A 26,292-nucleotide genomic window follows, 5' to 3' on the forward strand; every position below is an offset into this window, starting at 1 on the left:
CCCGACAACCTCAGCGCGGCTGCAGGCCCAGCTTCATTCCCGGCAGGCCACGCGGCCTGGCAGCGAGCTGCCCGGCAATTCCGGCAAGGGCCGCAGCTGCCGGGGAGTCCGGCTGCCCCAGGACAATCGGAAGCCCGGCGTCCCCGCCCTCCCGCAGCCTGATGTCCAGCGGGATCTGCCCCAGCAACGGTACCTCCGCCCCGACCGTTCCGCTGAGGCGTTCGGTGAGAACCGCGCCGCCGCCACTGCCGAACAATTCCATCCGGCCGCCGTCGGGCATCTCCAGGTAGGACATGTTCTCGATGACGCCGGCGATTGTCTGTCCCGTCTGGGTGGCAATCGCACCCGCCCGTTCTGCGACGTCGGCCGCGGCGGCCTGGGGTGTGGTGACCACCAGGATTTCGGCTTTGGGCAGCAGTTGGGCGACAGAGATGGCGATGTCGCCGGTACCGGGCGGAAGGTCAAGGAACAATGCGTCCAGGTCGCCGAAGTAGACGTCGGTGAGGAACTGCTCAAGGGCCCGGTGGAGCATGGGCCCCCGCCAGGCGACGGGCTGGTTGCCGGTCACGAACATGCCTATGGAGATGACCTTGACCCCGAAGGCAACGGGCGGCAGGATCATGTCGTCAACCTGGGTGGGCGGCTGCGTGATGCCCATGAGGGCAGGAACGGAGAAGCCGTACACATCGGCATCCACGATGCCCACGCGCAGGCCCTGGGCTGCCAGGGCCGTGGCCAGGTTGACCGTGACCGAGGACTTGCCCACGCCGCCCTTGCCGCTCGCCACGGCATAGACCTTGGTCAGAGACCCGGGCTCGTTGAACGGGATCTTCCGCTGGCCGCCGGCGCCGCGCAGCTTTTCCTTCAGGGCATCGCGCTGGGCCTGGTCCATCACCTTGAGTTCAACATCCACGGCGGTGACGCCGGGTACGGCGGAGAGGGCCTTCTGTGAATCTGCGGTGATGGTGTCGCGCAGTGGACAGCCTGCAATGGTCAGCAGGACTGCCACGGTGACTTTGCCGTCTGCGGCGATGTGCACGGAGTCCACCATGCCCAGTTCGGTGATGGGGCGGCGGAGTTCGGGGTCGATGACGGTGGCCAGGGCGTCATTGACGGCTTCGGGCCGCGGGGCCGTGCTGGAGGTGGCGGGATCCATGGGGGCGCTCATGGGAGGAGCCTCGGCTTTCGTGCAGTTGCGGGGGCAGGCCGGTGGGGCCTGGCGGGTTATTGGGCAGAGTGGCCTGGCTTGACCCGGGGAATCTGCTGCGTGCGCGGGCTGCGTTGCCGGTCCCGCTGTTCACGCAGTTTGTCCTTCACCTTGTCCCGGGGGGATTCGTGCGAGCCCGGGCCCGTGTCGTCATGGGTCCGCAGTTCCTCCTGGGCCTCGAGCAGGTCCTCCAGGAGCGAGCGAAGCTCGGCCCGCACATAGTCGCGCGTGGCAACCTCGCGCAGCGCGATCCGCAGGGAGGCGAGTTCCCGGGTCAGGTACTCGGTGTCGGAGAGGTTGCGTTCGGCGCGCTGGCGGTCCTGCTGCACCGAAACGCGGTCGCGGTCGTCCTGCCGGTTCTGCGCCAGCAGCAGGAGGGGCGCCGCGTAGGAAGCCTGCAGCGAGAGCATCAGGGTCAGCAGGGTGAAGCCAAGGTCCCTCGAGTCGAACTGCCATTCCACGGGCGCCCACGTGTTCCAGCCCAGCCAGAAGATGCAGAACACCGTCATGTAGACCAGGAACTGCGGGGTGCCCATGAACCGGGCAAAGCCCTCGGTGGCGTGCCCGAACGCGTCCGGGTCGGGGGAGAACTTGGGCAGGATCCGCTGGCGGGCGCTCAGGGGTGTGTCAAGGCTGCCTTTCGATTCCGCGTTGGCCAGGTTCCGCTGGTTGGGGTTCTTCGGAGCGCTGTTATCAGCCAATGCGGCCACCGAGCCTTCTTATCGGGGCTTCGCCATCATGGGCGCGCCAGTCGTCCGGCAACAAGTGATCCAATACGTCATCAACAGTCACCGCCCCCACAAGCCGGCCGGCGTCATTGACCACCGGGAGGGAGTTCAGGTTGTACGTGGCCAAAGTCCGTGCCACTTCACTGATGTGGGCCTGGTCGGACAACGGCTCCAGGTTCTTGTCCACCAGGTTTCCCAGTGCCTCGAACGGAGGGAACCGCAGCAGCTGCTGGATGTGCACCACGCCCAGGAACCGGCCCGTGGGGGTTTCGAGCGGCGGCCGGGCGATGAAGATCGACGAGGCCAGGGCGGGGGAAAGCTCCTCCCGGCGGACGTGTGCCAGGGCTTCGGCGACGGTGGCCTCCGGGGGAAGGATGACCGGTACCGGGGTCATCAGGCCGCCGGCAGTGTCCTCGTCATACTCAAGAAGCCGGCGGACGTCTTCGGCACCCTCGGGCTCCATCAATTGGAGCAGTTCCTCGGCCTGGGCGGAGGGCAGTTCGCCGAGGAGGTCGGCGGCGTCGTCGGGATCCATTTCCTCCAGGACGTCGGCGGCGCGCTGGACATCCAGGGCGGAAAGGATTTCCACCTGGTCGTCCTCGGGCAGTTCCTGGAGCACGTCTGCGAGCCGCTCGTCCTGCAGCTCGCTGGCCACCTCGAAACGGCGTTTGTCGCTCATTTCCTGCAGCGCCTCGGCAAAGTCGGCAGGTTTGAGGTCCTCATGGTTGGCTACGAACTGGGTGGCGGCCTGCGGTTCGGTTCGGGGTCCCTGCTGCGCGTCTGCCCAGTCGATGATCAGGGTTTCGTTGCGGCGCAGCCGGCTCAAGGGGGACAGGGAGTGGCCGCGGCGGACAAAGAGCTTGCTCACGAACCAGTCCCGCGACCGGTGCTGGTCGATGGCGATGTCTTCGATGGTGGCGTCCCCGCTGCCGTCGCGGAGGGTGACACGGCGGTCGAACATCTCGGCCACTACCAGTGTTTCCGCCCCGCGCTGCTCGAAGCGGCGCAGGTTTACCAGGCCCGTGCAGATGATCTGGGTCTGGTCGATCGAGGTGATGCGCGTCATTGGCACGAAGACCCGTTTTTTCCCCGGAACTTCCACCACGATGCCCACTACGTGCGGGGCTCCCTGGGTTCCCCTGGACAGCACAACAACGTCACGCAGCCGGCCCAGACGGTCGCCCAGCGGGTCGAAGACGTCCAGGCCCAGCAGGCGTGCCACGAAGACGCGGGTAGGTGTTGTGCTCACCACTACAGGCTACCGAGTCTGCTCTCTTTTAGCTGAATTTACAGGCAGCACCCACCTTGATGGGCAAGAATGGGGTTATGTCTAACATTTTTGGTGCTCCCAAGGCCGGCGCCGCGAACGGACCGGACGATGCCCGGGCTGTTCCCACCGGTGACACCGTAGGCTCCTACACTTCCTACCTCGACGCCCAGAAAGCGGTCGACTACCTGGCGGACCAGCAGTTCCCGGTCCAGATGGTGTCCATCGTGGGCAACGAACTGAAGATGGTGGAGCGGGTTACGGGGCGCCTGAGCTACCCTCGGGTGGCGCTGTCGGGAGCGCTCAGCGGCATGTGGTTCGGCCTGTTCGTGGGCGTCATGCTGTCCTTCTTCGCCCCGTCGCCCGGGTACTTCTCCATCATGACCTCCGTACTGATGGGTGCGGCGTTCTTTATGTTGTTCGGCATCGTCACCTACGCCATGCAGCGCGGAAAGCGGGACTTTACGTCCACCAGCCAGGTGGTGGCCACCAGCTACGACGTGATCGTGGCGCCCGAGGCCGCCCACGAGGCGCGGCGGCTGCTGCAGCAGCTTCCCATGTCCCGTTCCGATGCGGCAGCCACCCACGGCCCGTACACGCAGCAGGACTACTACAACCAGCCCTACCAGCACCAGCCGGGGCAGGAACAGGGCCCGGCCCGTCCCGCAGGCTGGAACGACCCCTACGGCCAGCGGTCCTCCGGCTCCTCAGCCCAGGACGGCACATCGCAGGGCGGGCCAGTCCAGGGCGGACCAGGCCAGGACGGCCGTGGCTACCAGGACGAAGCCGGCCAGCAGCACGGCGGCCAGCAGCACGGCGGCCAGCAGCCGGCGCAGCCGGTCCGTTCCGTCCGCTACCCCGACCTGCCGGACGGCCGCCCGCAGTACGGCGTCCGTCTGCCCCACGGCCCTGCCGCAGAGGCCGGCCAGGCAGGCATGGGGCAAGCAGCGGGGCCCGGTGTTGAGCAGCGCGCGGCGGACAGCGGGGAACACCAGGAAGACGACCACCGTGGTCCCGACGGGGACCAGCACCGTGGGGAACACCGGCAGTAACAGGGCCGGGACCATCCTGGTCCAGGAAGCCTGACGCCTGTACAAAAGACAAAAGAGCGGGGCCGCCGGANGCGGCCCCGCTCTTTGTTGCCTGGCTGGACTCAGGCTTCTTCGGTCCGGTAGATGCCGGCCATCCAGTCCTCCACGTCTTCAGCCTTGCGCGGCAGGGCGGCGCTGAGGTTGACGGGGCCGTCTGCGGTCATCAGGATGTCGTCTTCGATCCGGACGCCGATGCCCCGGTATTCCTCCGGAATCGCCAGGTCTTCCTTCTTGAAGTACAGGCCGGGCTCGATGGTGAACACCATGCCCTCGGTGAGGACACCGTCCAGGTAGAGCTCGCGCCTGGCCTGTGCGCAGTCATGCACGTCCAGGCCCAGGTGGTGGCTGGTCCCGTGCGGCATCCAACGGCGGTGCTGCTGCCCCTCCGGGCTGATCGCTTCCTCCACGCTGACGGGCAGGATGCCCCATTCCGACAGACGCTCGGCCAGGACCGTGGTGGCCGCTGTGTGGATGTCGCGGAACTTGGTTCCCGGCCTGGCAGCGGCAAAGCCGGCGTCGGCGGCATCGAGGACGGCCTGGTAGACCTTGCGCTGGATGTCACTGAAGGTGCCGGTGGCCGGAAGCGTCCGCGTGATGTCTGCCGTGTAGAGCGAGTCCGCCTCTACACCGGCGTCAAGCAGCAGCAGCTCGCCGGCGTGGATGCGGCCAGTATTGCGGGTCCAGTGCAGCACGGTGGCGTTGTTGCCGGACGCAGCGATGGTGTCATAGCCCAGCTCATTGCCTGCCTCGCGGGCGCGGGCGAAGAAAGCGCCCTCCACCACCCGCTCGCCGCGGTCATGGGTAAGGGCCCGCGGCAAGGCCTTGACCACTTCCTCGAACCCTTCGACCGTGGCGGCCACGGCGATCTTCATTTCCTCGATTTCCCACTCATCCTTGAGCAGGCGCAGTTCGGAAAGTGCCTCGCTGAGCTTTTCGTCCAGGGCATCCAGGACGGCGAGGTCCAGGTTCTCCGGGTCCCGTGCCGTGTTGTAGCGGGCGGTGTCCACCAGGGCGTCGATGTTCTCGTCCACCTTGCGGACGAGGCGGATGGAGATGCCGCCGATTTCCGGGGCACCCACATCTTTGGTGATGGCCGTTTCCAGCTCATCAATGTGGGCGGTGGCGAGTCCGAGCCGGGCCTCGAACTCTTCAAGGGTGGGGCGGGCGCCGACCCAGAATTCCCCGGAGCGGGAGTCCGCGTAGAACTGTTCCGTGTCCCTGCCGGCCAGCGGGCGGAAGTAGAGCGTCGCCCGGTGGTTCGCGCCGTCGTCGCCCGTTCCCTCCTGTACCGGTTCCAGAATCAGGACGGCGTCCGGCTCGTGGTCCAGGCCGAGGCCTGTCAGGTGCGCGAAGCCCGAGTGCGGGCGGAAGCGGTAGTCGCAGTCGTTGGAACGGACCTTGAGCGGCCCCGCAGGGATGACCAGGCGTTCGCCCTTGAACTGGGCCGAGACCGCCTTGCGCCGGTTCGCGGCGTAACCGGCGACGGCATCGCGCCGGGGAAGCTCCTGGCTGGACGGCGCCCAGTTGCTGGCCATGAAGGCCTTGAAGGCGTTGGAACTGGGCCGCTGCGAGCGGTTGTTGACGCGCTCCTCCAGCGGCTGGGAAGCAGAGTTATGGGTGTTTTCGGCATCGTTCACGGCACCATCGTCTCACCAGCGTCCCGGCTAAGCGAACACGGCAGTGCCGTCCACTACGCTGGATAAGTGAGGATTGACCTGCATGCCCACTCCAACGTCTCCGACGGCACCGAGACCCCGGCCGATGTCATGGCGTCCGCCGCCCGGGCCGGGCTGGACGTGGTGGCCCTGACCGACCATGACTCAACGGCAGGGTGGGACGAGGCCGCTGCCGCCGCCGTACAGTACGGCGTGGCCCTGGTTCCGGGCATGGAGGTTTCATGCCGGACAGAGGAAGGCATCAGCGTCCACCTCCTGAGCTACCTGCATGATCCCAACCATCCGGGCCTCCTGGAGGAAATCACCAAGGCCAAGGATTCCCGCCTGACCCGGGCCGAACGGATGGTCACGATCCTGGCGGAGGATTATCCCCTCACCTGGGACGACGTGATCCACCACGTGGCACCCGGCGCCACCCTTGGGCGGCCGCATATCGCTGATGCCCTTGTCGCCGCCGGCGTGGTGGAGGACCGCTCCGAGGCCTTCGCCTCCATCCTCACCTCGCGGTCCAGGTACTTCATCCCGCACTATGCGCCGGACCCCGCCACGGCCGTCGAACTGGTCCGTGCCGCCGGGGGCGTTCCCGTCTTCGCCCACCCCGTGGCGTCCGCACGGGGACGCATCGTGGGGGAGCGGACCTACCACGACATGATCGACGCCGGCCTGGCGGGCCTGGAGATCGACCACCGGGACAACCCCGAAGAGGGCAGGGGATTCCTCCGGAAGCTCGCAGCCACGCACCACCTGCTGGTCACGGGATCATCGGACTACCACGGCACGGGCAAACCGAACCTGCTCGGGGAAAACCTCACCGCTCCCGACATGCTGGCACGGATCGAGGCACTCGGTACGGGGGCCGCCGTCGTCCGCCCCTAGCTGGACCGGAAGCCGGTCAGGGTGGCGTGCGCGCCGAGCCGTTTGGCCATGATGTCGATGGCCGGCTGGTTCTGGTCCACGCACACGAATTTCCGGCCCAGCTTGGCGGCAACCGCGCCGAGCGTGCCGGAGCCGGCGAAGAAGTCCAGGCACCAGTCACCGGGCCGGCTCGAAGCGGCCACCACCCGCCGGACCAGGCCCTCGGGCTTCTGCGTGGGGTAGCCCGTCTTTTCCTTGCCGGTGGGCGAAACGATGGTGTGCCACCAGACGTCGGTGGGCAGCTTCCCAAGTTCACGCTTGGCAGGCGTCACCAGACCCGGCGCCATGTACGGCTCCCGGTCCACCTCGGCGCTGTCGAAATGGTACTTCGCGGGGTTCTTCACGTAGACGAGGATGTTGTCGTGCTTGGTGGGCCAGCGGTTTTTCGCGCGCGCGCCGTAGTCATAGGCCCAGATGATCTCGTTCAGGAAGCACTCGCGGCCAAAGATGGCATCCAGCATGACCTTGGCGTAATGCACCTCGCGGTAGTCCAGGTGGAGGTAGAGCGTCCCGTCATCGGCGAGCAGCCGCCACGCTTCCACCAGCCGGGGTTCCAGGAAGGACCAATAGTCGCTGAAGGCATCGTCGTAGCGGTGCAAGGCACCCTTGATGGTGTCGTAGGAGCGGCCCTTGAAGCCGACCCGGTCCCCGCTGCCGCCGGCGTTCACCACCATCCGGGTTTCCTGGCGCTGCTGCGGCCTGCCCGTGTTGAAGGGCGGATCCACATAAATGAGTGTGAAGGCGCCGTCCGGCAGCGTGGGGAGGTATGCAGCGTTGTCCGCATGCACCACCAGGCTGCCGCCGTCCGGCGCCCAAACAGTGTCAGTCATCTCCGGCAGTTAGCCCTCGGACGTGCCAGGTTGCGTGCCCTTGTCGGCACCTGCCACCACTTCCCCGTTGCGGCGGCGGGTGCGGGTCCGGGGCCGGCGGGTCCGCGAGGGCTGTTCGCCCTCGGTTGCGGGGGCAACGGCCTCGCTGGCAGGGGCGGCGGAGTCAGGCGTACGACGGCGGCGCTCGCCGCTGCGCTTGGTGTCGCCGGCGCTGCGGCCACCTGCGCGGTTTCCGCTGCGGTCTTCCCGTCCACGGCCGTCCCTGTCCCGTGACCGGCCGCCGTCGCGGCTGTTCTTCTTGCCCGTCTCGCCCAGGTCCTCAAGCACCTCGGCGTCGACACCGGCCAGGGTCCGCTTGTCGCGGGGCAGCCGGCCTTTGGTGCCCTCGGGGATGTCGAGGTCGGTGTAGAGGTGCGGCGAGGAGGAGTAGGTTTCGACGGGCTCCGGCACGCTCAGCCCCAGCGCCTTGTTGATCAGGCCCCAGCGCGGCATGTCGTCCCAGTCCACGAACGTGACGGCGGTGCCCTTGTTGCCGGCGCGGCCGGTCCGGCCCACCCGGTGCAGGTAGATTTTCTCGTCTTCCACGCACTGGTAGTTGATGACGTGGGTGACGTCTTCGACGTCGATGCCGCGCGCGGCGACGTCCGTGGCCACCAGGACGTCCACCTTGTTGTTGCGGAACGCCCGCAGCGCCTGCTCCCGGGCGCCCTGGCCCAGGTCACCGTGGATGGCGGCGGCCGCGAAGCCACGGTCCACGAGTTCCTCGGCCACCTTGGCTGCGGTGCGCTTGGTCTTGGTGAAGATGATGGTCCGGCCGCGGCCGCGGGCCTGCAGGATGCGGGCCACCACTTCGGTCTTGTCCATGCTGTGCGCGCGGTAGATCAGCTGGCGGATGTCGCGCTTGGTCAGTCCCTCGTCCTCGGGATCCGCCGCGCGGATATGCGTGGGCTGGGTCATGTAGCGGCGGGCCATGGCGATGACCGGCCCGGGCATGGTGGCGGAGAACAGGAGCGTCTGGCGCACGGCGGGAGTTGCCGCGATGAGCGTCTCCACATCCGGGAGGAAGCCCAGGTCCAGCATCTCGTCGGCCTCGTCCAGCACCACGATCTTGACGTTCTTCAGGCTCAGGTGCTTCTGCTTGTAGAGGTCGATCAGGCGGCCGGGGGTGCCGACCACTACCTCGACGCCCTGCTTCAGTGCTTCGACCTGCGGCTCGTAGGCGCGTCCGCCGTAGATGGTGGCGATCCTGGCGTTGCGCTTCCGCGATGCCGTGACAAGGTCCCCGGCAACCTGCACGGCCAGTTCACGGGTGGGAACGATGACCAGGGCCTGGGGGGCTCCCGGGACGGCGAGCTTGGCGTAGCCGGGATCGTCCTGTCCGATGACGCGCTGCAGGGCCGGAATGCCGAAGCCCAGAGTCTTGCCGGTGCCGGTCTTGGCCTGGCCGATGATGTCGTGGCCGCCCAGGGCCACCGGCAGGGTCATGGCCTGGATGGGGAAGGGGTGGGTGATGCCGGCGTCAGCCAGGGATTCGACGATGTCCTGGCGGACGTTGTAGTCCGAGAAGGACTTTTCCGCGATCTCATGCGGCTTTTCGTCGGAGATGATGGTTTCTTCCGGCTCGATGGTCTCCGTGCCGGACGCGTCGCTCAGAAGCTGGTGGGTATGCAATTCACTCACAGGGGAGTTTCCTTATTCATTTAGGCATTGGCGCCGCCTGCTCAACGGGCCGGCCAGTGTGGCCGCTCCGGAGCACGCTCAGGCGCGCAAGCAATTCCAGTGGAAGCCGATCGCGGGCTATCTAATGCTGGCACTGGTGACCAGCGGGCAAATCTCAAGATCGCGTAGGGGCGGGCTTGTTGGTTTCTAATTCAGGAAATCAACGACCGGGCATCCAGTTTCTACCCTCCCAGTCTAGCCGTACGGGCGCGGAAACACTTTTCGCCCCGCCTGCTGCGCCCGCTGGAGCCTCAGGAAACCAGCTCGAAGTGGACCTGGCGGGTGGTGATGTCCGACGAAACCAGCCGCACGCGGACCTTGGTGCCGGATTCCAACTCGCCGGCGCAGCGCGCGGTCACGGCGGGTTCGGCAATCTGGATAATGCCAGAGCTTCCATTGCCGTTGCCGTTCTTGCCGTTGCCATTTTTGGCGTTCCCGTTGCCGGAGCCGGCGCCGGAGACGTTCCCGTTCCCGTTTTGGGGCTTGGAACCCGAAATGACGATTGCGTCGAACTCCTGCCCAATGTGGTTCAGCAGCAGCGCCGCCTCAACGGTGTCCAGGGCAAGGCGCTCCATGCGGGAGGCCAGCTGGTCCGAGCCGGCCATGATGCCCGGCAGCAGCGGAAGGGCCTCGCGGGCCCAGCCGGGAACATCGCCGCCGTTGCTCAGGGCCTCGCAGATGACCAGCACGAAGCGGTCCACCAGCCGGCGGAGGGGTGCAGTGGTGTGGGCGTAGGCAGCGCCGATGGCGGATTGGATGCCGTCCTCGGGGACGCTGCCGTCGAAGGCGGTATAGGACGCGCCGCGGAACAGCATGCCGGCCGAATGCATGATCGCCAGCTGGCGCGGATCGGTGGGATCCAGCGACCGCAGGTACTCGCCGTAGCTGGCGTGGCCGTCCCAGGGCTTGCCCAGTGCCTCGGTCTGGAGCCGGAAGTGCTTCAGGCTCCGCTCGTCCGGAGCCGGCATGGTGCGCAGGATGCCCACCTTGCCCTCCAGCATCAGCTGCGCTGCGGCCATTCCCGTCATCAGCGAGATCTGCGCGTTCCAGTCCTCCACCGGAAGCTGCGGTACGGCGTCGATGCGGTAGCCGCCGTCGGGCAGTTGCACAATCTCCTGCTCGGGCATGTTGAGGCTGGCCCCTTCGCGTGCCCGTTCAAGTGCCACCCGTTTTAGGCCCACCTCGCGCAGCAGCTTCAGCACCGGGGAAGCGGTTCCTGCGTCGAGGTCTGCCTGGGCGCCCTTGTAGCTGAGCTTGTCGCGGCTGCGGATTTTGGCACGCCGGACACCTACGGACAGCACGCCCGCGTCGTCGCCGAGCGTGAAGTCCCAGACGAAGGCTGAACAGTCCTGTCCGGGCAGCAGGCTCCCGGCCCCTTCGCTGATGACTTCCGGGTGCAGCGGGATGCGCCCGTCCGGCGCGTAGAACGTCTGGCCCCGGCGCCGCGTTTCCGCATCGAGGGGGCCACCGGGAACCACGAACGCCGGGACGTCGGCAATCGCGTACAGCACGCGGTAGCCGTTCCCGTCCTGCTCGATGAACACCGCCTGGTCCAAGTCCGTGGACGATGCGGGATCGATGGTGATGAATTCGACGGCCGTCAGGTCGTAGGACGGCAGCTCCAGCGCCGCCACGGCAGCGCGGGCATCCTCAACGGCATCCGCCGGATACGGGCCCGGCAGTTCCAGTTCGGTGCGCAGCTGGCCCAACGCCTCTTCCAGGGCGTTCCTGTGGTCATGGACGTTGGGGGCCAGCCGATGGTGTGACACAAAAATCAGCCTAGCTCCAAGTCCACGGATATGGCATCAGGAGGCGGCGGCGTCCAGCGCGTCGACGAGAGACGCCGCAGCGGCCGCGGGATCGGAGGCCCCGGTGATGGCCCGGACCACCACGATCCTGCGTGCACCCGCTTCCGCCACCTGCCGGACGTTGCCGTGATCGATCCCGCCGATGGCGAACCACGGCACCGGCTCCCCGGCCTGACGCGAGGCTTCGGCGGCATATTCCACCAGCCCGGTCCCGACGGCGGACCTGCCGGGTTTGGTGGGCGTGGCCCAGACCGGCCCGACGCAGAAGTAGTCCAGGCCTGACGGGCCTGCGGTGGCCGCCAAGGCAGCGTCCACCTGCTCCGGGGTGTGGCTGGAAAGCCCGATGGCTGCGTTGCCGTTGACCAGGGTGCGCGCCGCCGGAAGGGGCAGGTCCTTCTGGCCGACGTGGAATACCGGCGCCCCGGACAACACCGCAATGTCCGCCCGGTCGTTGACGGCCCACAACTTGCCGTGCCTGACTGCCGTCTCCTTCAGGATGGCCAGCAGGTCCAGTTCCTCGGCGGCCTCGATGGCCTTGTCCCGCAGCTGGATGATGTCCACGCCGCCGGTGAATGCCGCGTCCACGAACCCGGCGAAGTCGCCTTGGTCCCGGCGCGCATCGGTGCAGAGGTACAGGCGGGCCGCCTTGAGCGCGTCGTTGTCCCGTGCATTGACAACTTCGGTGGCCGGGGCGTGCGGACCGGCAGGGAAGGATGAGGTGGACACATTCATGCCTGCAAGCCTAGTTCCTCTAAACTGGGCTGGTACTGCGGGAGCCCGCGGCAGCTGTCACAAAGCGCCGGGCTGAGAGGGCGTCAGAGCCGACCGCTTGACCTGATCCGGTTAATGCCGGCGTAGGGAAGGAACCAGATGCGCACCCCCTTAGACAGTTTTCCCGGGGCGGCGGACCCCTCCGCCAATTCCAGCGTCCGCGCCGACGTCGCCGTCATCGGCGGGGGAGTGGTGGGGCACGGGATTGCCTGGGAAGTGCAGCGGTCCGGGCGCTCCGTCGTCGTCATCGACGATGCGCCGGGTACAGGCGCCAGTTGGGCAGCCGCGGGCATGCTTGCCCCCGTCAGCGAACTGCACTACCAGGAGGAGGACCTCCTGGAACTTATGCTCGATTCCGCATCACGCTGGCCGGCCTTCGCTGCCCGCGTTGCCGCTGCAACGGGCGAGGACTGCGGATACCTGACGACGTCGACACTCGCCGTGGGTGCCGACGCCGCCGACCGGCGTGCACTGATGGACCTGCGGACCGTCCAGCAGGCCAACGGCCTGGCGGTGGAGCCCCTGACGGTGCGGGAGGCCCGGAAGCGCGAGCCGCTCCTCAGCCCGGCCATCGCCTGCGCCATGGATACCCCATCGGACCACCAGGTGGATCCGAGGCGGCTGGTCCTGGCCCTGCGGCTGGCCCTCGCCGGCGCCGCGCAGGGAAACCCGGAACTCTCCGTCGCCGGGGCGGTGCAGGGCTTTGCCGTGCCGGGCCGGGCCGCAGGGCTGTTGTGGGAGGGCCCAACCGTTGCGGGCGTCAGCCTGTCCGGCGGCGGGACCGTCCTGGCCGCGGAAACCGTCGTCGCCAACGGGCTGCAGGCGGGGGCGCTTGGTGGCCTGCCGGACGGGCTTGAGCTGCCACTGCGGCCCGTCCACGGGGACATCCTCCGCCTGGCCGTTCCCGGACATCTTCGGCCCCTGGTGACCTCAACGGTGCGCGGCCTGGTTCACGGCGTGCCGGTGTACATCGTTCCCCGGCAGGACAGCACCGTGGTGATCGGCGCTACCCAGCGGGAGGATGCCCTCTCTGACGCCGTCAGCGCCGGCGGTGTTTACCAGCTGCTGCGCGATGCCCAGGCGCTGGTGCCCGCCGTCGCCGAACTTGAACTGCTCGAATCCACTGCCCGTGCCCGTCCCGGAACCCCCGACAACGCCCCTCTGCTGGGCCGGGTACAGGTGGCTTCCGGCCCGGACGCCACCAGCGCAGGCCACGTTCCGGGGCTCATCATCGCCACAGGATTTTTCCGGCACGGCGTCCTGCTCACCCCTGCCGCCGCAGCAATCTGCACCGGACTGCTGGACGGAAAGGCCGATCCCCGCTGGGCGCCCTTCAGCCCGGACCGCTTTTCCAGGCCGGTGACGGCCGGCACAAGCCCGCACATCAAGGAGACAGCGTGAACATCATCCTCAACGGAAAACCGCACCACGTGGCCGACGGCGCCTCCATCACCGCGCTCGTCAGCCAGGTCACCGGACGCCCGCTTGCCGAGAACGGCCAGGCGACGGACGGCGGCAAATTGGGCGTCGCCGTCGCACACAACGCCCAGGTGGTGCCGCGGAGCCAGTGGTTCGCCACGGCGCTCGCCGAAGGCGACGACATCGAACTCGTTACAGCAGTACAGGGAGGCTGACGCCATGACCGAAACCAACACCATCTGCTCCACCGGCACCGGCGCCGGCGACTCCTTGGTGATCGACGGCGTCGCCCTCGAATCCCGGCTCATCATGGGCACCGGCGGTGCGCCCAGCCTCGATGGCCTGGGCGCTGCGCTCCTGGCCTCCGGGACCGCGCTGACCACGGTGGCCATGCGCCGCTACTCCACGGCCGAGACCGGTTCCTTGTTCCAGCTGCTGGTGGACCATGGAATCCGGGTACTGCCCAACACCGCCGGCTGCTTCACCGCCAGGGACGCCATCCTCACGGCGGAACTGGCCCGTGAAGCCCTGGAGACGGACTGGGTGAAGCTGGAAGTCATCGCGGACGAACAAACCCTCCTGCCGGACGCCGTGGAACTCGTGGACGCCACGGAACAGCTGGTCAACCGCGGCTTCAAAGTCTTCGCCTACACCAACGACGATCCCGTGCTCGCGCTGCGGCTGGAAAACCTGGGCGCCACCGCGGTCATGCCGCTGGGCGCCCCCATCGGCACCGGGTTGGGGATCCTGAACCCGCACAACATCGAGCTCATCGTCTCCCGTGCCTCGGTGCCCGTGGTCCTGGACGCCGGCATCGGCACGGCCTCGGACGCCGCGCTGGCCATGGAGCTTGGCTGTGACGCCGTTCTGCTGGCCACAGCCGTGACGCGCGCCCAGAACCCCGTGCTCATGGGCGAGGCGTTCAAGCATGCCGTGATGGCCGGCAGGATGGCCAGGGCAGCCGGCCGCATACCGCGCAGGGAGCACGCCCTGGCCTCGTCCGCGATGGAGGGGCGGGCCGAGTTCCTCTAGCCCCGGGCCGTCGCTCAACGGCTGTGGCCGGNCCGGCCACAGCCGTTTATTCTGTTGTCCGGACAGTGACGCCGGGAGCAGGCCGTCTCAGCGCCGCAGGATCGCGGTGAGCCGCTCCGTGTCATGGCGGGCGCGCGTGCGGCCCAGGAAGACCACGGCGATGATCGCCGCGGCGATGCCGAGGACTACGGGCAGGACCCACGGAAGCCAGGTCAGGCCCGGCAAGTAGCCGAAGCCCGCAGCCATCAGGATGATCCACGCCAGCGCCGCCACAGCGACGGCGACGCCGGCCGGCAGTGCCGCACCGTACTTTGCATGCCGCTTGTCATTGGCCCAGACGATGAAGCCCGCGGCGACGGTGGCTAGCACCACGATGGTCAGCGAAAGCATGGATCTCCTTGGAAACCGGGGCTAGAACTGGCCGAACCCAACGCGGCGGACCTCTTCGGCGCCGATCTCCACGTACGCCAGCGCGTTGCCGGGAACAATGATCACGCGTCCCTTGTCATCCTTCAGGCGCAGCTCGCTGCCCCCATTAATGGCTTCGCCGACAACCTTGGCCACCGTCTCCGCGTCCTGGGTCGATTCCAGCACGATCTCGCGGCCAACGTTTTGAACGCCGATCTTAATTTCCAAGGGGGGCCTCCCAGCCTGTGAAGTGCTCGTGATTCTCTACGGGGTGTTGTCTTATTTGTAGTCTAGGACTCTTTGGGGAAGCGACTGATTCCGCGCCAAGCTAAACGGTAGATGAGGTCGCTGGCCACATCGAGGTCGAGGTTGCCGTCCGTTTCCAGCCAGTACCTTGCGCTGACCTGCGCCATTCCGGCCAGGCCGCGGCCCAGGAGTTCCGCCTCGAGGTGGGGAAGCTTGGTGTCCTCGGCAATGACCCGGGCAATGGCATCGGCGAAAGTCCGGTTGAAGGTTTCCAGCCGGGAGCTGACATCGGGGTCGTTGATCAGGTCGGATTCGAACACCAGCCGGTGGGCCTGGTCATCGTTGGCGATGAACTGGAAGTAGGCGCGCATAACGGCCTGGACGCGTTCATCGTTGTCGGTGGTGGAGTTCAGAGCGCCAAGCATCAACTCAGTCAGCGACGCCAAATGGCTTTCCAGCAGGGCGAGGTAAAGATCCCGCTTGGAAGGGAAGTGCTGGTACAGCACCGGCTTGCTCACGTGCGCCGTCTCCGCAATCTCATCCATCGCCGCACCGTGGTAGCCGTTGGCTACGAACACCTCCTGCGCCGCAGCAAGCAGCTGTGCGCGGCGCTCATCCCGTGGCATCCGGGCGGACCGCTGGCCTGCGGGACGGGAGGCAGCTTGCGGTTCAGCGGCGGTCGGGCGGTCGGCCCGTGCTTCAGGGACCACAGTTGTCCTTCTTTCCATTGCAGTTACCTTCACTTTACTGCGGGGTAATATGACCCGGCGGTATCCCGGGGCATACATTGAAGTATGGCTTCGTCTTTCACCGCAAATGTTTCGACTATTTCGCTGGATCCGCTGGTGGAACCGGCGGCCGGACTCACCCCCGACGAGGTGGAACGGTACTCCAGGCACCTGATCATTCCCGAGATCGGAGCCCTGGGGCAGCGGCGGCTGAAGAATGCCAGGGTGCTGGTGATCGGCGCGGGCGGGCTGGGTGCCCCCGCGCTGCTGTACCTCGCAGCGGCGGGAGTGGGCACCATTGGCATCGTCGACGACGACGTGGTGGACCTGAGCAACCTGCAGCGGCAGGTGATCCATGGCGTCAGCGACGTGGGCCGGCCCAAGATCGAATCGGCACGCGATGCCATCGCGGAGCTGAACCCGCTGGTGGACGTCCGGCTGCACAACGTGCGCCTGGACTCGTCCAACGCCCTGGAGCTGTTCAGCGGCTACGACCTCATCCTGGACGGCGCGGACAACTTCGCCACCAGGTACCTGGTGAATGACGCCGCAGCGATCCTCGGCAAGCCCTACGTCTGGGGTTCGATCTTCCGTTTCGACGGCCAGGTCAGCGTGTTCTGGGAAAAGCACGGGCCCACCTACCGCGACCTGTATCCGGAGGCGCCGCCTGCCGGTTCCGTGCCGTCCTGCGGTGAGGGCGGCGTGTTCGGCATGCTCTGCGCCGCCGTGGGATCGCTGATGGTGACAGAGGCAGTGAAGCTGATTACCGGCGTCGGACGTTCCCTGCTGGGCCGCGTGGCCCTCTTTGACGCGTTGGGCGGCAGCTGGCGGGAGATCCGGGTGGCAAAGGACCCGGCAGCGGAACCTATCACCGAGCTCACGGATTACGAGGCCTTCTGCGGGATAGCCCCGGAAACGCAGGCGGACACCGAACATACGGTCACCGCCACCCAGCTGGCCACCATGCTGGCGTCGCGGAAGGCGGGGCTCAAGGACTTCGAACTGGTGGACGTGCGTGAGGCGGGGGAATACGACATCGTCCGGATCGACGGCGCCAAACTGATCCCGCAGGGACGGATCCTTGCCGGCGAGGCCTGGGACGAACTCCCGCAGGACCGGGAGATCGTGTTCCACTGCAAGGCCGGGACGCGCTCCGCGACCGTGCTGGCGGCCGCGAGGCAGGCAGGCTACCAGCGGGTCAGCCACCTCGACGGCGGAATCCTGGCCTGGGTGCGGGATGTGGAGCCCGGAAAGCCCGTCTACTGACCGGAAACGCCCCATCACCTTTAGCGGCTTTTTGAGAAACGCCCCATCACCTCCCTGAAGAAAGTGATGGGGCGTTTCCGGTTTAGCGTTTCCGGTTTAGGGGCAAATGCTGATGGGGCGTTGGGGAGGGAGAACCTCAGGCGGTTTCGCGGCCCTTGTGGTCCACCGGGCACTCGGCGGCCGGCGCAGCCTCGGCCGGCTGCTCCACGGTGATGCCGTACAGGGCCTCCAGCGCGGCAACGTAGTCGTCCTGCTGGCCGTTCGCGGCTAGCTCGCGGGCGCGGACGGTGGGGACATGCAGCAGCTGCTTGACCATGCGGCGGAGCGCGAATTCGACCTCTTCCGCGGCGGCGGTGCAGCCGTGGCGGGCGCGGACCTTCTCCATTTCGGCATCCAGCACATTCATGGTGTGCCGGCGCAGGGCAACGATGGCTGAATCGACCGAGCGGGCCTGGCGCTCCTGCTCGAAGGCCTTGGCGGCGACCTTGACGATGCCGCTGGCCTGCGCGAGCGATTCGGACTGTTCCTGTGGCGCGGCCAGGCGCACCGACTCGAGGGTCAGCAGTTCCACGCCGTCCAGTTCGCCGACGGCGGGGTCGAAGTCGTGGGTGAGGGCCAGGTCGATGGCGATCAGGGGCTGGGGCGAGTCGGCGCGGACCTGGGCGAGTTCATCGGCCTCGACTCGGCTGTCAGATCCGCTGCAGCCGATCATGACGTCGGCGGCAGCCACGGCGTCCCGCAGGGAGTCGGCGTCGAGGGCCGTGCCGCCCCGCGAGGCCACGAAGCCTTCGGCCCGGCCGGAGGAGGAGAAGACAGAAATGTCCGTGCAGCCGCGTTCCCGGAGCAGGGCCATGGTGGCACCGGCATACGCGCCGGTTCCGAACAGCACAACCTTCTTGGTTGACCAGTCGGGATTTTCGGAAAGATCCGTGGCCAGGTCCAGGGCCACCGAGACGATGGACAGGCCGCGGGAACCGAGCGCCGTTTGCGCGCCCACTTCCTTGGCGGTCTTGGAAGCAGCCTGGAAGAGCCGGACCAGCCCGGCGCTGGCGGTGCCGTCGTGCTGGGCCGTGATCAGGGCCCTGCGCACCTGGCCCGCGATTTCGCGTTCGCCCACGACGGCGGAGTCCAGTCCGGCGCTGACGGCGAACAGGTGCTGGGTCACTTCAGGCCCGGTACGGGTGCTGAACGAGCGTGAGACGAGAGGTTCGGGAAGCCCGCTGGCCTCGCTGATCCGGGCGACGACAGCGGCGCGGGCTGCTTCGACGTCGTCGGAATCGCGTGCCTCGCCGTAAATCTCGTAGCGGTTACAGGTGGCGAGGACCACGGCGCCGGCAACGGCGGGGGATTCGGTGAGGGCGGATGCGGCAATCCCGGAGGAACCGTTGCTCAACTGAGCAACGGTTTCGAGGTCGATGTCGGCGTGTGTAGCCACCAATGAGAAAAGAACCACAGCAGACCAATCATAGCTTTTTCGTGGCCGGGTAGAACAACCACCGGAAAGGATAGTCGCCACATGCCCCAGTGATCCCCGACACCTTCCCCGTCCCAGCGCCCCGGGAGACAGGTTGTCGTTATCTTTTGGGCCTCTTTTTCGGCACAATCAAGAGCATGACTCCTAGCCCTGCCGTCTCCGCTGCCGGCGCCCTCGCTGCAGACCATCCACTGATGGACGGCCGCACAGCGGACTCACCGCTGATCACGGCCTACCGCGGAGGCAAGCCATCCCGCCGTCCCGTCTGGTTCATGCGGCAGGCCGGCCGGTCGCTGCCGGAATACCTCAAGGTACGTGAGGGCATCGCCATGCTGGACTCGTGCCTGCGGCCGGAGCTGGCCTCCGAGATCACCCTGCAGCCCGTCCGCCGCCACGACGTGGATGCAGGCATCTTCTTCTCGGACATCGTCATCCCGCTCAAGCTCGCCGGTGTCGGTGTTGACATCGTGCCCGGAGTAGGCCCCGTCCTGGACAAGCCGGTACGCACCGCGGCCGATGTTGCCGCCCTGCCGCAACTCACGTGGGAAGCCCTTGAACCAATCCGCGAAGCGGTCCGCCTCACGGTGGCGGAGCTGGGGAAGACGCCGCTGATCGGTTTTGCCGGCGCCCCGTTCACCCTGGCGGCCTACATGGTGGAAGGAAAACCGTCGCGCGACCACCTCGGCCCGCGGACCATGATGCACGCCGACCCGGAAACCTGGAACGCGCTGGCCAACTGGGCCGCCGACGCCTCGGGAATGTTCCTCCAGGCACAGCTTGAGGCCGGCGCCTCCGCCGCCCAGCTCTTCGACTCCTGGGCGGGCTCGCTGGGACTGGCCGACTACACCAAGTACGTCGCACCGGCGTCGGCCCGTGCCCTGGACCATGTCCGCCACCTTGGTGCCCCGCTGATCCACTTCGGCACCGGAACCTCCGAACTCCTCGTTGCCATGCGCGACGTGGGCGTGGACGTGGTGGGCGTCGACTACCGGCTGCCCCTCGACGAGGCCAACCGCCGGCTGGGCGGAAGCGTGCCGTTGCAGGGGAATATCGACCCGGCACTGCTTGCCGCACCCTGGGATATCCTCGAAACCCACGTGCGGGAGGTCATCGCTGCCGGTTCCGCCGCACCGGGCCACGTCCTGAACCTCGGACACGGCGTGCCGCCGGAAACGGACCCTCAGGTCCTGACCCGGGTGGTGGAGCTCATCCACTCCATCTCGCCGGAGTAACCGGTGGGCAGTGCTCCGGACCAGTCCCCGACGGCGCTGGTGGTGGGCGGCGGAATCTCCGGGCTGCTGTCCGCACGGGAGCTCGCCGCCGCCGGCTGCACGGTTACCGTGCTGGAGGCGGGGGCCGCATGGGGCGGCTGCGTGGGCAGCCATACGGTCGCCGGACTCACCCTGGACAGCGGTGCCGAATCCTTTGCCACCCGCTCGGACGCCGTCGCACGCCTCTGCACCGAACTGGGCCTTGCCGGCAGGATCGTGCCGCCGCGGCCGGGTGGCGCCTGGGTGCAGCTGCCGGACGGCCCCCGCGAACTCCCCAGGACCGGGGTGCTGGGCATTCCCGCAAACCCATGGGACCCCGAGGTGCGCCGCACCCTGGGCCTCGTGGGCTCGCTGCGCGCATCCTTGGACCGCTTGCTGCCCGCCTCCGTGGGGGCTGGCGCGGACGTGACCAGCGTCGCCGCCCTGGTGCGTACACGAATGGGGCCGCGCGTCCTGGAACGCCTGGTCTCACCGGTGGTGGGCGGCGTCCATTCCGCCGATCCTGGCCTCCTCGACGTCGACATGGTGGCCCCGGGCCTGCGGGCCGGGCTGCGGAAGCACGGCTCCCTCGCTGCCGCGGTCGCAGCGCAACGGCGCGGCGCAGGCACTCCCGGCACGTCCCCGTCTGCCCAACCGGCCAAAGCCGGTTCCGCCGTTGCAGGCCTCGAAGACGGCATGCACACCCTGGTTGACGCCCTGGTGGCGGATCTCCGCGGCCGCGGCGTCACCCTTATGTCCGGCACTGCCGCCGATGCCGTTTCCCGCACTCCGGACGGCTGGCAGGTCGAAGCGGCAGGGACCGCCTTCCACTCAGACTTGCTGGTCGTGGCCGTGGACGGTCCGGCCGCCGTCGGGCTGCTGGAAGGCTCATTGCCTGCAATCGCGGGAAAGAAGCCGGCGGCGGGACCCGACGTCAAGCTCGTCACGCTGGTAGTGGACAAACCGGACCTGGACCGGCGTCCCAGGGGAACCGGGATCCTGGTGGCGCCCCAAACGCCGGGCGTCGAAGCAAAGGCGCTGACGCACGCCACGGGTAAATGGGACTGGCTTGAGGCCGCCGCCGGCCCGGGCCGCCACGTGGTCCGCCTCTCCTACGGACGGGTGGACGGCGCCGCGGCGCAACCGGTGGGCCCGGAAACCGACCAGGAACTCTTTGCGGCCGCGCTGCGGGACGCATCATCCCTGCTTGGCGTCCGCATCACGGAAGATGACGTGCGGGGCTGGGACGTGGTGCGGTGGCGGGGGTCCCTGCCATTCGCCGCGGTGGGACACCGGGCACGGGCAGCGGAGATCCGCCGGGCATGCACGGCCGCGGGCGGCCTGGCCGTCGTGGGGGGCTGGGTGGCCGGGAACGGCCTGGCCGCTGTGGTGGCCGACACACGTGAGCAAATCGGCCAACTGGCCGCCGCCTGAACATCACCGCAGGTCAGCGGGCCGGTTCCAGGGTGAATTCCGCCCGCACCGTCCGTGGCGGCGCCCTGCCCGGTTTCCAATCGGGCAGGCGTTCTGGTTAGGGTCGATGACTATGGTTCAACACAGGTCCGAGCTTTCAATGTCCCGGACCGGTATCCATGGGGGAATCCGACGCGGAGCCGCAGCTGCGGCCGTCGGAGCGGTACTGGTTCTGTCCACCGGCGTCCAGGCGTCCCTGGCCGATGATTCCGCACCCCCGCCCCAGGACCCCGCCGCGGAAGCCCGGGTCCAGGGCGCCGCTGGCGGCGCACCCGCCCCTGCCGACCGCACTCCGGGCCCGAAAGCCCCCTCCATCGTTGGCGTTCCCGGTACCCTCGTTCCGGCGGTGACGGCAACCCTCTCCACCGCCTCACCGGCGGCGGCAGCCGGCGCCACGGCGGATGCGTCCGCCACCGCACTGCCCCTTCCCGGCCTCCCGCTTCCCACCGTATCGGTGACGCCCCTGGCGCCTGGACTACCGTCAACCGCGTCTGCGGCACCCGCAGGCAGCCCATCGTCTCCAGCCCCTGCTGCGTCAGGTTCCACCACGAAGACGGGGTCCGGCGCGTCCGGGTCTGTGGCTCCGGCGGCAGGCGCAGGCCCTGCCCCTGCCGCAGGTCCTGCCACGGCCGGTGGACCGGGCAATGCCGCTGGCCCGGGCAGTGCCGCTGGCGACCCGGCAGCCGCCGGGCAAACCGAGACAGGCCCGGCCGGCGCAGGCCAGCGCGCAACGGACCAGGACGGTCTGGCGGGAACAACCGATGCGGAAACCGGAGGGTCCGCCAGCACGGATGCCACACGGGCTTCCGCGCTTCCGACTGCCTTGTCCATCAACGCGCGGAACTCCCAGCTCACCCGGGCACCGCAGGCAGCCGCACCTCCTGCCAGTTCCGCGCGGGCAGTTTCTTCCACCCAGCCGCTGCCGGACCTGCAGGGTCCCATGGTGTGGCTGGGCGCGGGACTGGTGGGCGTGGGAGCTGCGGCGGGGCTAGTGTTCGTGCGCATGCGCAAACCCTTCTGAGGCGACGGTGCGTGGCCCACTTCGCCGTAAGGGTGAGATTGCTCACTTCTACGAGTTGTAGAACTCTTCGGTTTCGCCTTGAGGGCGCGAAGGGGCAAACTTGTAACCATGAGCCACACTTCTGCCGAATCTGTCACTAAAACCGAAGAATCAGCCGAGCAGTTCTTTACCCTTTGGACGGTTTTCAAGCGGTCGGAGCCCGTGGTCCGCAGCGCTGATGCTGCGGCCGACTTCGAAGCGCTGCTGGAACGCCTGGCCGCAGCCGGCGTTACGCACCGGGGCAGCTACGACGTCTCGGCCATGCGCGCCGACGCCGACGTCATGGTGTGGCTCCACGGGCCCAAGCCGGAGGCGCTCCAGCAGGCCATCCGCGACATCCGCCGCAGCACCCTGTTTGCCGGAACCGAGATCGTATGGTCCGCCATGGGCGTCCACCGCGAGGCGGAGTTCGCCAAGAACCACACGCCCGCCTACTCCCGCGGCGTCGCCCCGGCTGAGTGGCTGTGCGTTTATCCCTTCGTCCGTTCCTACGAGTGGTACCTCCTGCCCGAGGCTGAGCGCGGCAAGATGCTCCGCGACCACGGCCTGCTGGGCCGCGACTTCCCCCAAGTCATCTCCAACACGGTCTCCTCCTTCGCGCTGGGCGACTGGGAGTGGATCCTCGGCCTGGAAGCACCTGAACTTGTTGACCTGGTCGACCTGATGCGCCACCTGCGCTCCACCGAGGCACGCAACCACGTCCGTGAGGAAATTCCGTTTTATACCGGACGGCGGATCACCGCCGACGAAGTAGCAGAGGTGCTCGCATGAATCCGCTCGACCCAATACTCTCCGCGGCCGTCAATCCGGTCACCGAGGCCGGCCGCATGGCGCCCAAGAACTACGACGCCGTCCTGCTCGCCTCCTTCGGCGGTCCGGAAGGACAGGATGACGTCATCCCGTTCCTCCGCAACGTCACCCGCGGCAGGGGTATCCCGGACGAGCGGCTCGAGGAAGTCTCGCACCACTACCGTGCCAACGGCGGCATCAGCCCCATCAACCAGCAGAACCGCGAACTCAAGGCGGCGCTGGAAGCCGAACTTGCCGCCCGCGGCATCGAGCTGCCCGTGCTGTGGGGCAACCGCAACTGGGCGCCGTACATTCCCGAGACGCTGCAGGCAGCGTACGACGCCGGCCACCGCCGGGTGCTGATGCTCACCACGAGTGCCTACTCCTGCTACTCCAGCTGCCGCCAGTACCGCGAGGACATCGGCATGGCGCTCACCGAGACCGGACTGGACGGCCGGCTGGAAGTGGACAAGGTCCGCCAGTACTTCGACCACCCCGGCTTCGTGGAGCCCTTCGTGGAGGGCACCGCCGCCGGCCTGGCCGAGGTCCGCGCCAAACTTGCCGCTGCCGGGACGCCCGACGCCCCGGTCCACGTCCTGTTCGCCACCCACTCCATCCCCACCCGCGACGCCGAGGCCGCCGGCCGGTCCGAGGGTGAGCCCCGTGAGTTCGAGGAAGGGTCCGCCTACGTGGCCCAGCACCTCGCCAACGCGTCCGCCGTGATCGAACGGGTCGGGAAAGAATCCGGGCTCACCGTGCCGTGGTCCCTGGTGTACCAGTCCCGTTCCGGTGCCCCGCACGTTCCGTGGCTTGAGCCGGACATCAACGATGCCATCGAGGAACTGGCCGGCCAGGGCGTCAAGGGCGTTGTCATCGTTCCCCTGGGCTTCGTCAGCGACCACATGGAAGTCGTATGGGACCTCGACACCGAAGCGATGGAAACCTGCGCCAACCTCGGCCTTGCCGCAACCCGGGTCCCCACGCCGGGCACCCACCGGAAGTTCGTTGACGGGCTGGTGGATCTCATCTGCGAGCGGACCGTCGCCAACAACATCAGCGACCGGCCCGCCGTGACGGACCTTGGCCCCTGGTACGACGTTTGCCGGCCCGGATGCTGCGCCAATTTCCGCGGCGAAAAGCCCACCATCGCGGGCGCCGACACCACCGTCGGCACAGGCCACGACCCGTACCCGGCCGCTGCCGGCGAAACGGCCCAGCCGTGACCGTCCGCATTGGAACCCGTGCCAGCAAGCTGGCACTCACCCAGACCCAGCAGACCGCCGACCAGCTTTCCGCCGTCGGAGGATTTCCGGTGGAACTGGTGCACATCCGGACGGACGGCGATGTCCTCACGGGGTCGCTCTCCCAGATGGGCGGCACCGGCGTCTTTGTCGCAGCCCTGCGTGACGCCCTGCTCCGCAGTGAATGCGATGTCGCCGTCCACTCACTCAAGGACCTGCCCACCGGGGCAGCCGTGGGGCTCAGCCTTGCCGCCACGCCGCGCCGGGTGGACGTCCGGGACGTGTTGTGTGCCCGCGACGGGCTGAAGCTGGCGGATCTGCCCGCCGGAGCCCGCGTGGGCACCGGTTCCCCCCGCCGCGCCGCGCAACTGCGCGCCGCACGGCAGGACCTGGAGATCGTGGACATCCGAGGCAACGTGGACACCCGGCTGGGCCGCGTCCCCGGACTGCCCGGCAACTCCACGGACCAGGTGGTGCCCGGGAAGTCATGCGACCTGGACGCGGTGGTACTGGCTGCCGCCGGCCTGGGACGCATCGGCAGGCTGGACGCCGTCACGGAATACCTCGAAACCGATGTCATGCTTCCCGCCGCCGGCCAGGGATCCCTCGCGATCGAATGCCGGACGGCCGACGCACCGCCAAAGCCGGGGTCCGCCGAAGGCTCCCGCGAGGTCCTGGCCCAGGCCCTGGCGGCACTCGACGATCCCGACACCCGCCTTGCCGTCACCGCCGAACGCGCCCTTCTCGCCCGCCTGGAAGCGGGCTGCGCGGCCCCGGTGGGTGCCTACGCCTACCGGAAAGGCAGCATGCTGCACCTGGAAGCCGTGGTCTGTGCCGTTGACGGCACCGCTACCGTCCGGGACAAGCGCGCCACGGACGGCCTGACGGAAGTCGGAGCCACCCTGCTCGGCATCGAGCTCGCCGAGGCACTCCTCGCCGCCGGCGCCGCCGGCATCGCAGATCTGCAGGCGTCCTGACCTGGCGATGACACAGCCATCCCGCATGTCCGGATCCCGGCAGCCGCCCAGCGATAAACCGCTGGGCGGAGCCAGGGTCCTGGTCACGCGCAGCCCGGAACGATCGGCTGCCCTGGTCTCGGCCCTCGCGAAGGCCGGCGCCGAACCTGTCCTGCTGCCGCTCATTGACTTCGAACGGGCACCGGACCAGCACGCCCTCGACGTCGCCTGCGACGCCCTGGCGGCGGGGGCCTTCGACTGGCTGGTGCTCAGCAGTGCCACCGCGGTGCACGTCCTGATGGAGAAGGCCGCGGAGCGTGGGCTGGGGCTGGGCCAACTGGTCGCTGCCGGCACGCGCGTCGCCGCCGTCGGCCCCGCAACGTGCAGGCTGCTGGAGTCGGGCGGACTTGCCGTTGCCCTCACGCCGCCCGAAGAACAGTCTGCCGCCGGCCTGCTGTCAGTCTGGGACGGGCGCGGCAAGGTGCTACTCCCGCAGGCGGACATCGCCGCCCCCATCCTGGCCGAAGGCCTGGCTGCAGCGGGCGCCGCTGTTACCGCCGTGACGGCCTACCGCACCGTCCACTACCCCGCGGCAGCCGAGCGCAGGCTCGCCGTGACGCCGGAGGACGGCGACGGCGGCCCGCAGCCGCCGTCGTACCCCCTCCTGACGCCGGAGGCTGCTGCGGCAGAAATTGCCCAGGGCCGCATGGGCGCGGTCATCGCGGCCTCGCCAAGCGCCGTGCGCCGGATCGCTGCGCTGGGCCCCTTGGCAGGCTGCCGGCTGGTGGTGATTGGCAGGTCGACGGCGGACCAAGCCACCGCGGTGGGCCTCACCGTGGCCGCCGTGGCAGCGGAACCCACGCCTGATGGCTTGGTGGCAGCCGTCGCCAAAGCCCTCAACCTGACCTGACTAATGCCCCCGTTCGAGCAAACCTCAC

25 protein-coding genes and 1 riboswitch are annotated in these 26,292 nt (G+C 68.2%); of the genes, 13 read left to right on the forward strand and 12 right to left on the reverse strand.

The genetic code is table 11. From position 1 onward, the window contains the following. Nucleotides 1-10: 10 nt before the first annotated feature. From ACTJK0_RS08335 to ACTJK0_RS08345, 3 genes are read right to left on the reverse strand one after another with little or no spacing between them, the layout of a single operon-like run. Nucleotides 11-1,168, reverse strand: a complete 1,158-nt coding sequence (locus tag ACTJK0_RS08335; protein ID WP_440744863.1) for an Mrp/NBP35 family ATP-binding protein — start codon at nt 1,166-1,168, stop codon at nt 11-13. 56 nt (nt 1,169-1,224) lie between these two features. Next, nucleotides 1,225-1,917, reverse strand: coding sequence for a DUF1003 domain-containing protein (locus tag ACTJK0_RS08340; RefSeq protein WP_440744864.1), 693 nt, complete (start codon nt 1,915-1,917; stop codon nt 1,225-1,227). Next, nucleotides 1,901-3,184 (reverse strand): magnesium transporter MgtE N-terminal domain-containing protein, encoded by a 1,284-nt coding sequence (locus ACTJK0_RS08345; RefSeq protein ID WP_056334647.1) that lies wholly within the window; start codon nt 3,182-3,184, stop codon nt 1,901-1,903. The genes ACTJK0_RS08340 and ACTJK0_RS08345 overlap by 17 nt, the downstream gene beginning before the upstream one ends. Nucleotides 3,185-3,261: 77 nt before the next feature. On the opposite strand from ACTJK0_RS08345, the gene ACTJK0_RS08350 reads away from it, so the two are divergent. Beyond that, a complete protein-coding gene (locus ACTJK0_RS08350; protein ID WP_440744865.1) occupies nt 3,262-4,254 on the forward strand; it encodes a general stress protein in 993 nt (330 codons plus the stop codon). Nucleotides 4,255-4,355: 101 nt separating this feature from the next. Here the strand turns inward: ACTJK0_RS08350 and ACTJK0_RS08355 are convergent, their stop codons facing one another. Continuing rightward, nucleotides 4,356-5,930 carry an aminopeptidase P family protein gene (locus ACTJK0_RS08355; protein WP_440744866.1) on the reverse strand — a complete coding sequence of 525 codons (1,575 nt, stop codon included), beginning with the start codon at nt 5,928-5,930 and terminating at the stop codon, nt 4,356-4,358. A 66-nt stretch (nt 5,931-5,996) separates the two neighbouring features. Between ACTJK0_RS08355 and ACTJK0_RS08360 the strand changes: the two genes are divergently transcribed. Further along, entirely contained in the window at nt 5,997-6,845 is an 849-nt protein-coding gene (locus ACTJK0_RS08360) for a PHP domain-containing protein (RefSeq protein ID WP_440744867.1), read from the forward strand. Here the strand turns inward: ACTJK0_RS08360 and ACTJK0_RS08365 are convergent. The 4 genes from ACTJK0_RS08365 to thiE form a co-directional block, all read right to left on the reverse strand. Continuing rightward, on the reverse strand, nt 6,842-7,714 hold the full coding sequence (locus tag ACTJK0_RS08365) for a DNA-methyltransferase (RefSeq protein WP_440744868.1): 873 nt from the start codon (nt 7,712-7,714) through the stop codon (nt 6,842-6,844). The two genes, ACTJK0_RS08360 and ACTJK0_RS08365, sit on opposite strands and share 4 nt — an antisense overlap. 9 nt (nt 7,715-7,723) lie before the next feature. Beyond that, on the reverse strand, nt 7,724-9,394 hold the full coding sequence (locus ACTJK0_RS08370; RefSeq protein WP_440744869.1) for a DEAD/DEAH box helicase: 1,671 nt from the start codon (nt 9,392-9,394) through the stop codon (nt 7,724-7,726). A gap of 290 nt (nt 9,395-9,684) precedes the next feature. After that, complete coding sequence (locus tag ACTJK0_RS08375) at nt 9,685-11,202, reverse strand: RNB domain-containing ribonuclease (RefSeq protein ID WP_440744870.1); 1,518 nt, start codon at nt 11,200-11,202, stop codon at nt 9,685-9,687. A 36-nt stretch (nt 11,203-11,238) separates the two neighbouring features. Continuing rightward, complete coding sequence (gene thiE / locus ACTJK0_RS08380) at nt 11,239-11,973, reverse strand: thiamine phosphate synthase (RefSeq protein ID WP_440744871.1); 735 nt, start codon at nt 11,971-11,973, stop codon at nt 11,239-11,241. Between the two features lie 27 nt (nt 11,974-12,000). Continuing rightward, nucleotides 12,001-12,119: riboswitch (TPP riboswitch) on the forward strand. On the opposite strand from thiE, the gene thiO reads away from it, so the two are divergent. The 3 genes from thiO to ACTJK0_RS08395 all read left to right on the forward strand — a co-directional run bounded on the left by thiO (nt 12,112) and on the right by ACTJK0_RS08395 (nt 14,463). Next, a complete protein-coding gene (gene thiO, locus ACTJK0_RS08385) occupies nt 12,112-13,413 on the forward strand; it encodes a glycine oxidase ThiO (protein ID WP_440744872.1) in 1,302 nt (433 codons plus the stop codon). (Overlaps the previous riboswitch by 8 nt.) Next, nucleotides 13,410-13,646 carry a sulfur carrier protein ThiS gene (gene thiS / locus ACTJK0_RS08390; protein WP_110541182.1) on the forward strand — a complete coding sequence of 79 codons (237 nt, stop codon included), beginning with the start codon at nt 13,410-13,412 and terminating at the stop codon, nt 13,644-13,646. Before thiO ends, thiS begins: the two co-directional genes overlap by 4 nt. Before the next feature lie 4 nt (nt 13,647-13,650). Next, nucleotides 13,651-14,463: a thiazole synthase gene (locus ACTJK0_RS08395; protein WP_440744873.1), complete on the forward strand. Its 813-nt coding sequence runs from the start codon at nt 13,651-13,653 to the stop codon at nt 14,461-14,463. 87 nt (nt 14,464-14,550) lie between these two features. Here the strand turns inward: ACTJK0_RS08395 and ACTJK0_RS08400 are convergent, their stop codons facing one another. The 3 genes from ACTJK0_RS08400 to ACTJK0_RS08410 all read right to left on the reverse strand — a co-directional run bounded on the left by ACTJK0_RS08400 (nt 14,551) and on the right by ACTJK0_RS08410 (nt 15,827). Next, complete coding sequence (locus tag ACTJK0_RS08400; protein WP_110541180.1) at nt 14,551-14,853, reverse strand: hypothetical protein; 303 nt, start codon at nt 14,851-14,853, stop codon at nt 14,551-14,553. 21 nt (nt 14,854-14,874) lie between these two features. Then, the gene (locus ACTJK0_RS08405; protein WP_056334681.1) at nt 14,875-15,099 is read right to left on the reverse strand and encodes a DUF3107 domain-containing protein; all 225 of its coding nucleotides are present in this window, start codon (nt 15,097-15,099) and stop codon (nt 14,875-14,877) included. Nucleotides 15,100-15,161: 62 nt separating this feature from the next. Further along, a complete protein-coding gene (locus ACTJK0_RS08410) occupies nt 15,162-15,827 on the reverse strand; it encodes a TetR/AcrR family transcriptional regulator (protein ID WP_110541179.1) in 666 nt (221 codons plus the stop codon). Between the two features lie 84 nt (nt 15,828-15,911). On the opposite strand from ACTJK0_RS08410, the gene moeB reads away from it, so the two are divergent. Next, nucleotides 15,912-17,111, forward strand: coding sequence for a molybdopterin-synthase adenylyltransferase MoeB (gene moeB / locus ACTJK0_RS08415; RefSeq protein ID WP_440744874.1), 1,200 nt, complete (start codon nt 15,912-15,914; stop codon nt 17,109-17,111). Between the two features lie 136 nt (nt 17,112-17,247). Here the strand turns inward: moeB and ACTJK0_RS08420 are convergent, their stop codons facing one another. Continuing rightward, nucleotides 17,248-18,564, reverse strand: a complete 1,317-nt coding sequence (locus ACTJK0_RS08420) for a glutamyl-tRNA reductase (RefSeq protein WP_110541177.1) — start codon at nt 18,562-18,564, stop codon at nt 17,248-17,250. 158 nt (nt 18,565-18,722) lie between these two features. Between ACTJK0_RS08420 and hemE the strand changes: the two genes are divergently transcribed. The 7 genes from hemE (at nt 18,723) to ACTJK0_RS08455 (ending at nt 26,264) form a co-directional block, all read left to right on the forward strand. Continuing rightward, nucleotides 18,723-19,817 carry a uroporphyrinogen decarboxylase gene (gene hemE / locus ACTJK0_RS08425; RefSeq protein WP_440744875.1) on the forward strand — a complete coding sequence of 365 codons (1,095 nt, stop codon included), beginning with the start codon at nt 18,723-18,725 and terminating at the stop codon, nt 19,815-19,817. A gap of 3 nt (nt 19,818-19,820) precedes the next feature. After that, a complete protein-coding gene (gene hemG, locus ACTJK0_RS08430; protein ID WP_440744876.1) occupies nt 19,821-21,269 on the forward strand; it encodes a protoporphyrinogen oxidase in 1,449 nt (482 codons plus the stop codon). 139 nt (nt 21,270-21,408) lie between these two features. Then, nucleotides 21,409-22,329: a hypothetical protein gene (locus ACTJK0_RS08435; protein ID WP_440744877.1), complete on the forward strand. Its 921-nt coding sequence runs from the start codon at nt 21,409-21,411 to the stop codon at nt 22,327-22,329. Between the two features lie 108 nt (nt 22,330-22,437). Beyond that, nucleotides 22,438-23,139 carry a hydrogen peroxide-dependent heme synthase gene (hemQ, locus tag ACTJK0_RS08440; protein ID WP_110541174.1) on the forward strand — a complete coding sequence of 234 codons (702 nt, stop codon included), beginning with the start codon at nt 22,438-22,440 and terminating at the stop codon, nt 23,137-23,139. Continuing rightward, nucleotides 23,136-24,380: a ferrochelatase gene (locus ACTJK0_RS08445; RefSeq protein ID WP_440744878.1), complete on the forward strand. Its 1,245-nt coding sequence runs from the start codon at nt 23,136-23,138 to the stop codon at nt 24,378-24,380. The genes hemQ and ACTJK0_RS08445 overlap by 4 nt, the downstream gene beginning before the upstream one ends. After that, the gene (gene hemC / locus ACTJK0_RS08450; protein WP_440744879.1) at nt 24,377-25,375 is read left to right on the forward strand and encodes a hydroxymethylbilane synthase; all 999 of its coding nucleotides are present in this window, start codon (nt 24,377-24,379) and stop codon (nt 25,373-25,375) included. The genes ACTJK0_RS08445 and hemC overlap by 4 nt, the downstream gene beginning before the upstream one ends. A 25-nt stretch (nt 25,376-25,400) precedes the next feature. Continuing rightward, on the forward strand, nt 25,401-26,264 hold the full coding sequence (locus ACTJK0_RS08455; RefSeq protein ID WP_440744880.1) for a uroporphyrinogen-III synthase: 864 nt from the start codon (nt 25,401-25,403) through the stop codon (nt 26,262-26,264). The last annotated feature ends 28 nt before the right edge of the window (nt 26,265-26,292 follow it).

It is taken from the genome of Paenarthrobacter sp. 22069 (genome assembly GCF_052046035.1).
GTDB lineage: Bacteria > Actinomycetota > Actinomycetes > Actinomycetales > Micrococcaceae > Arthrobacter.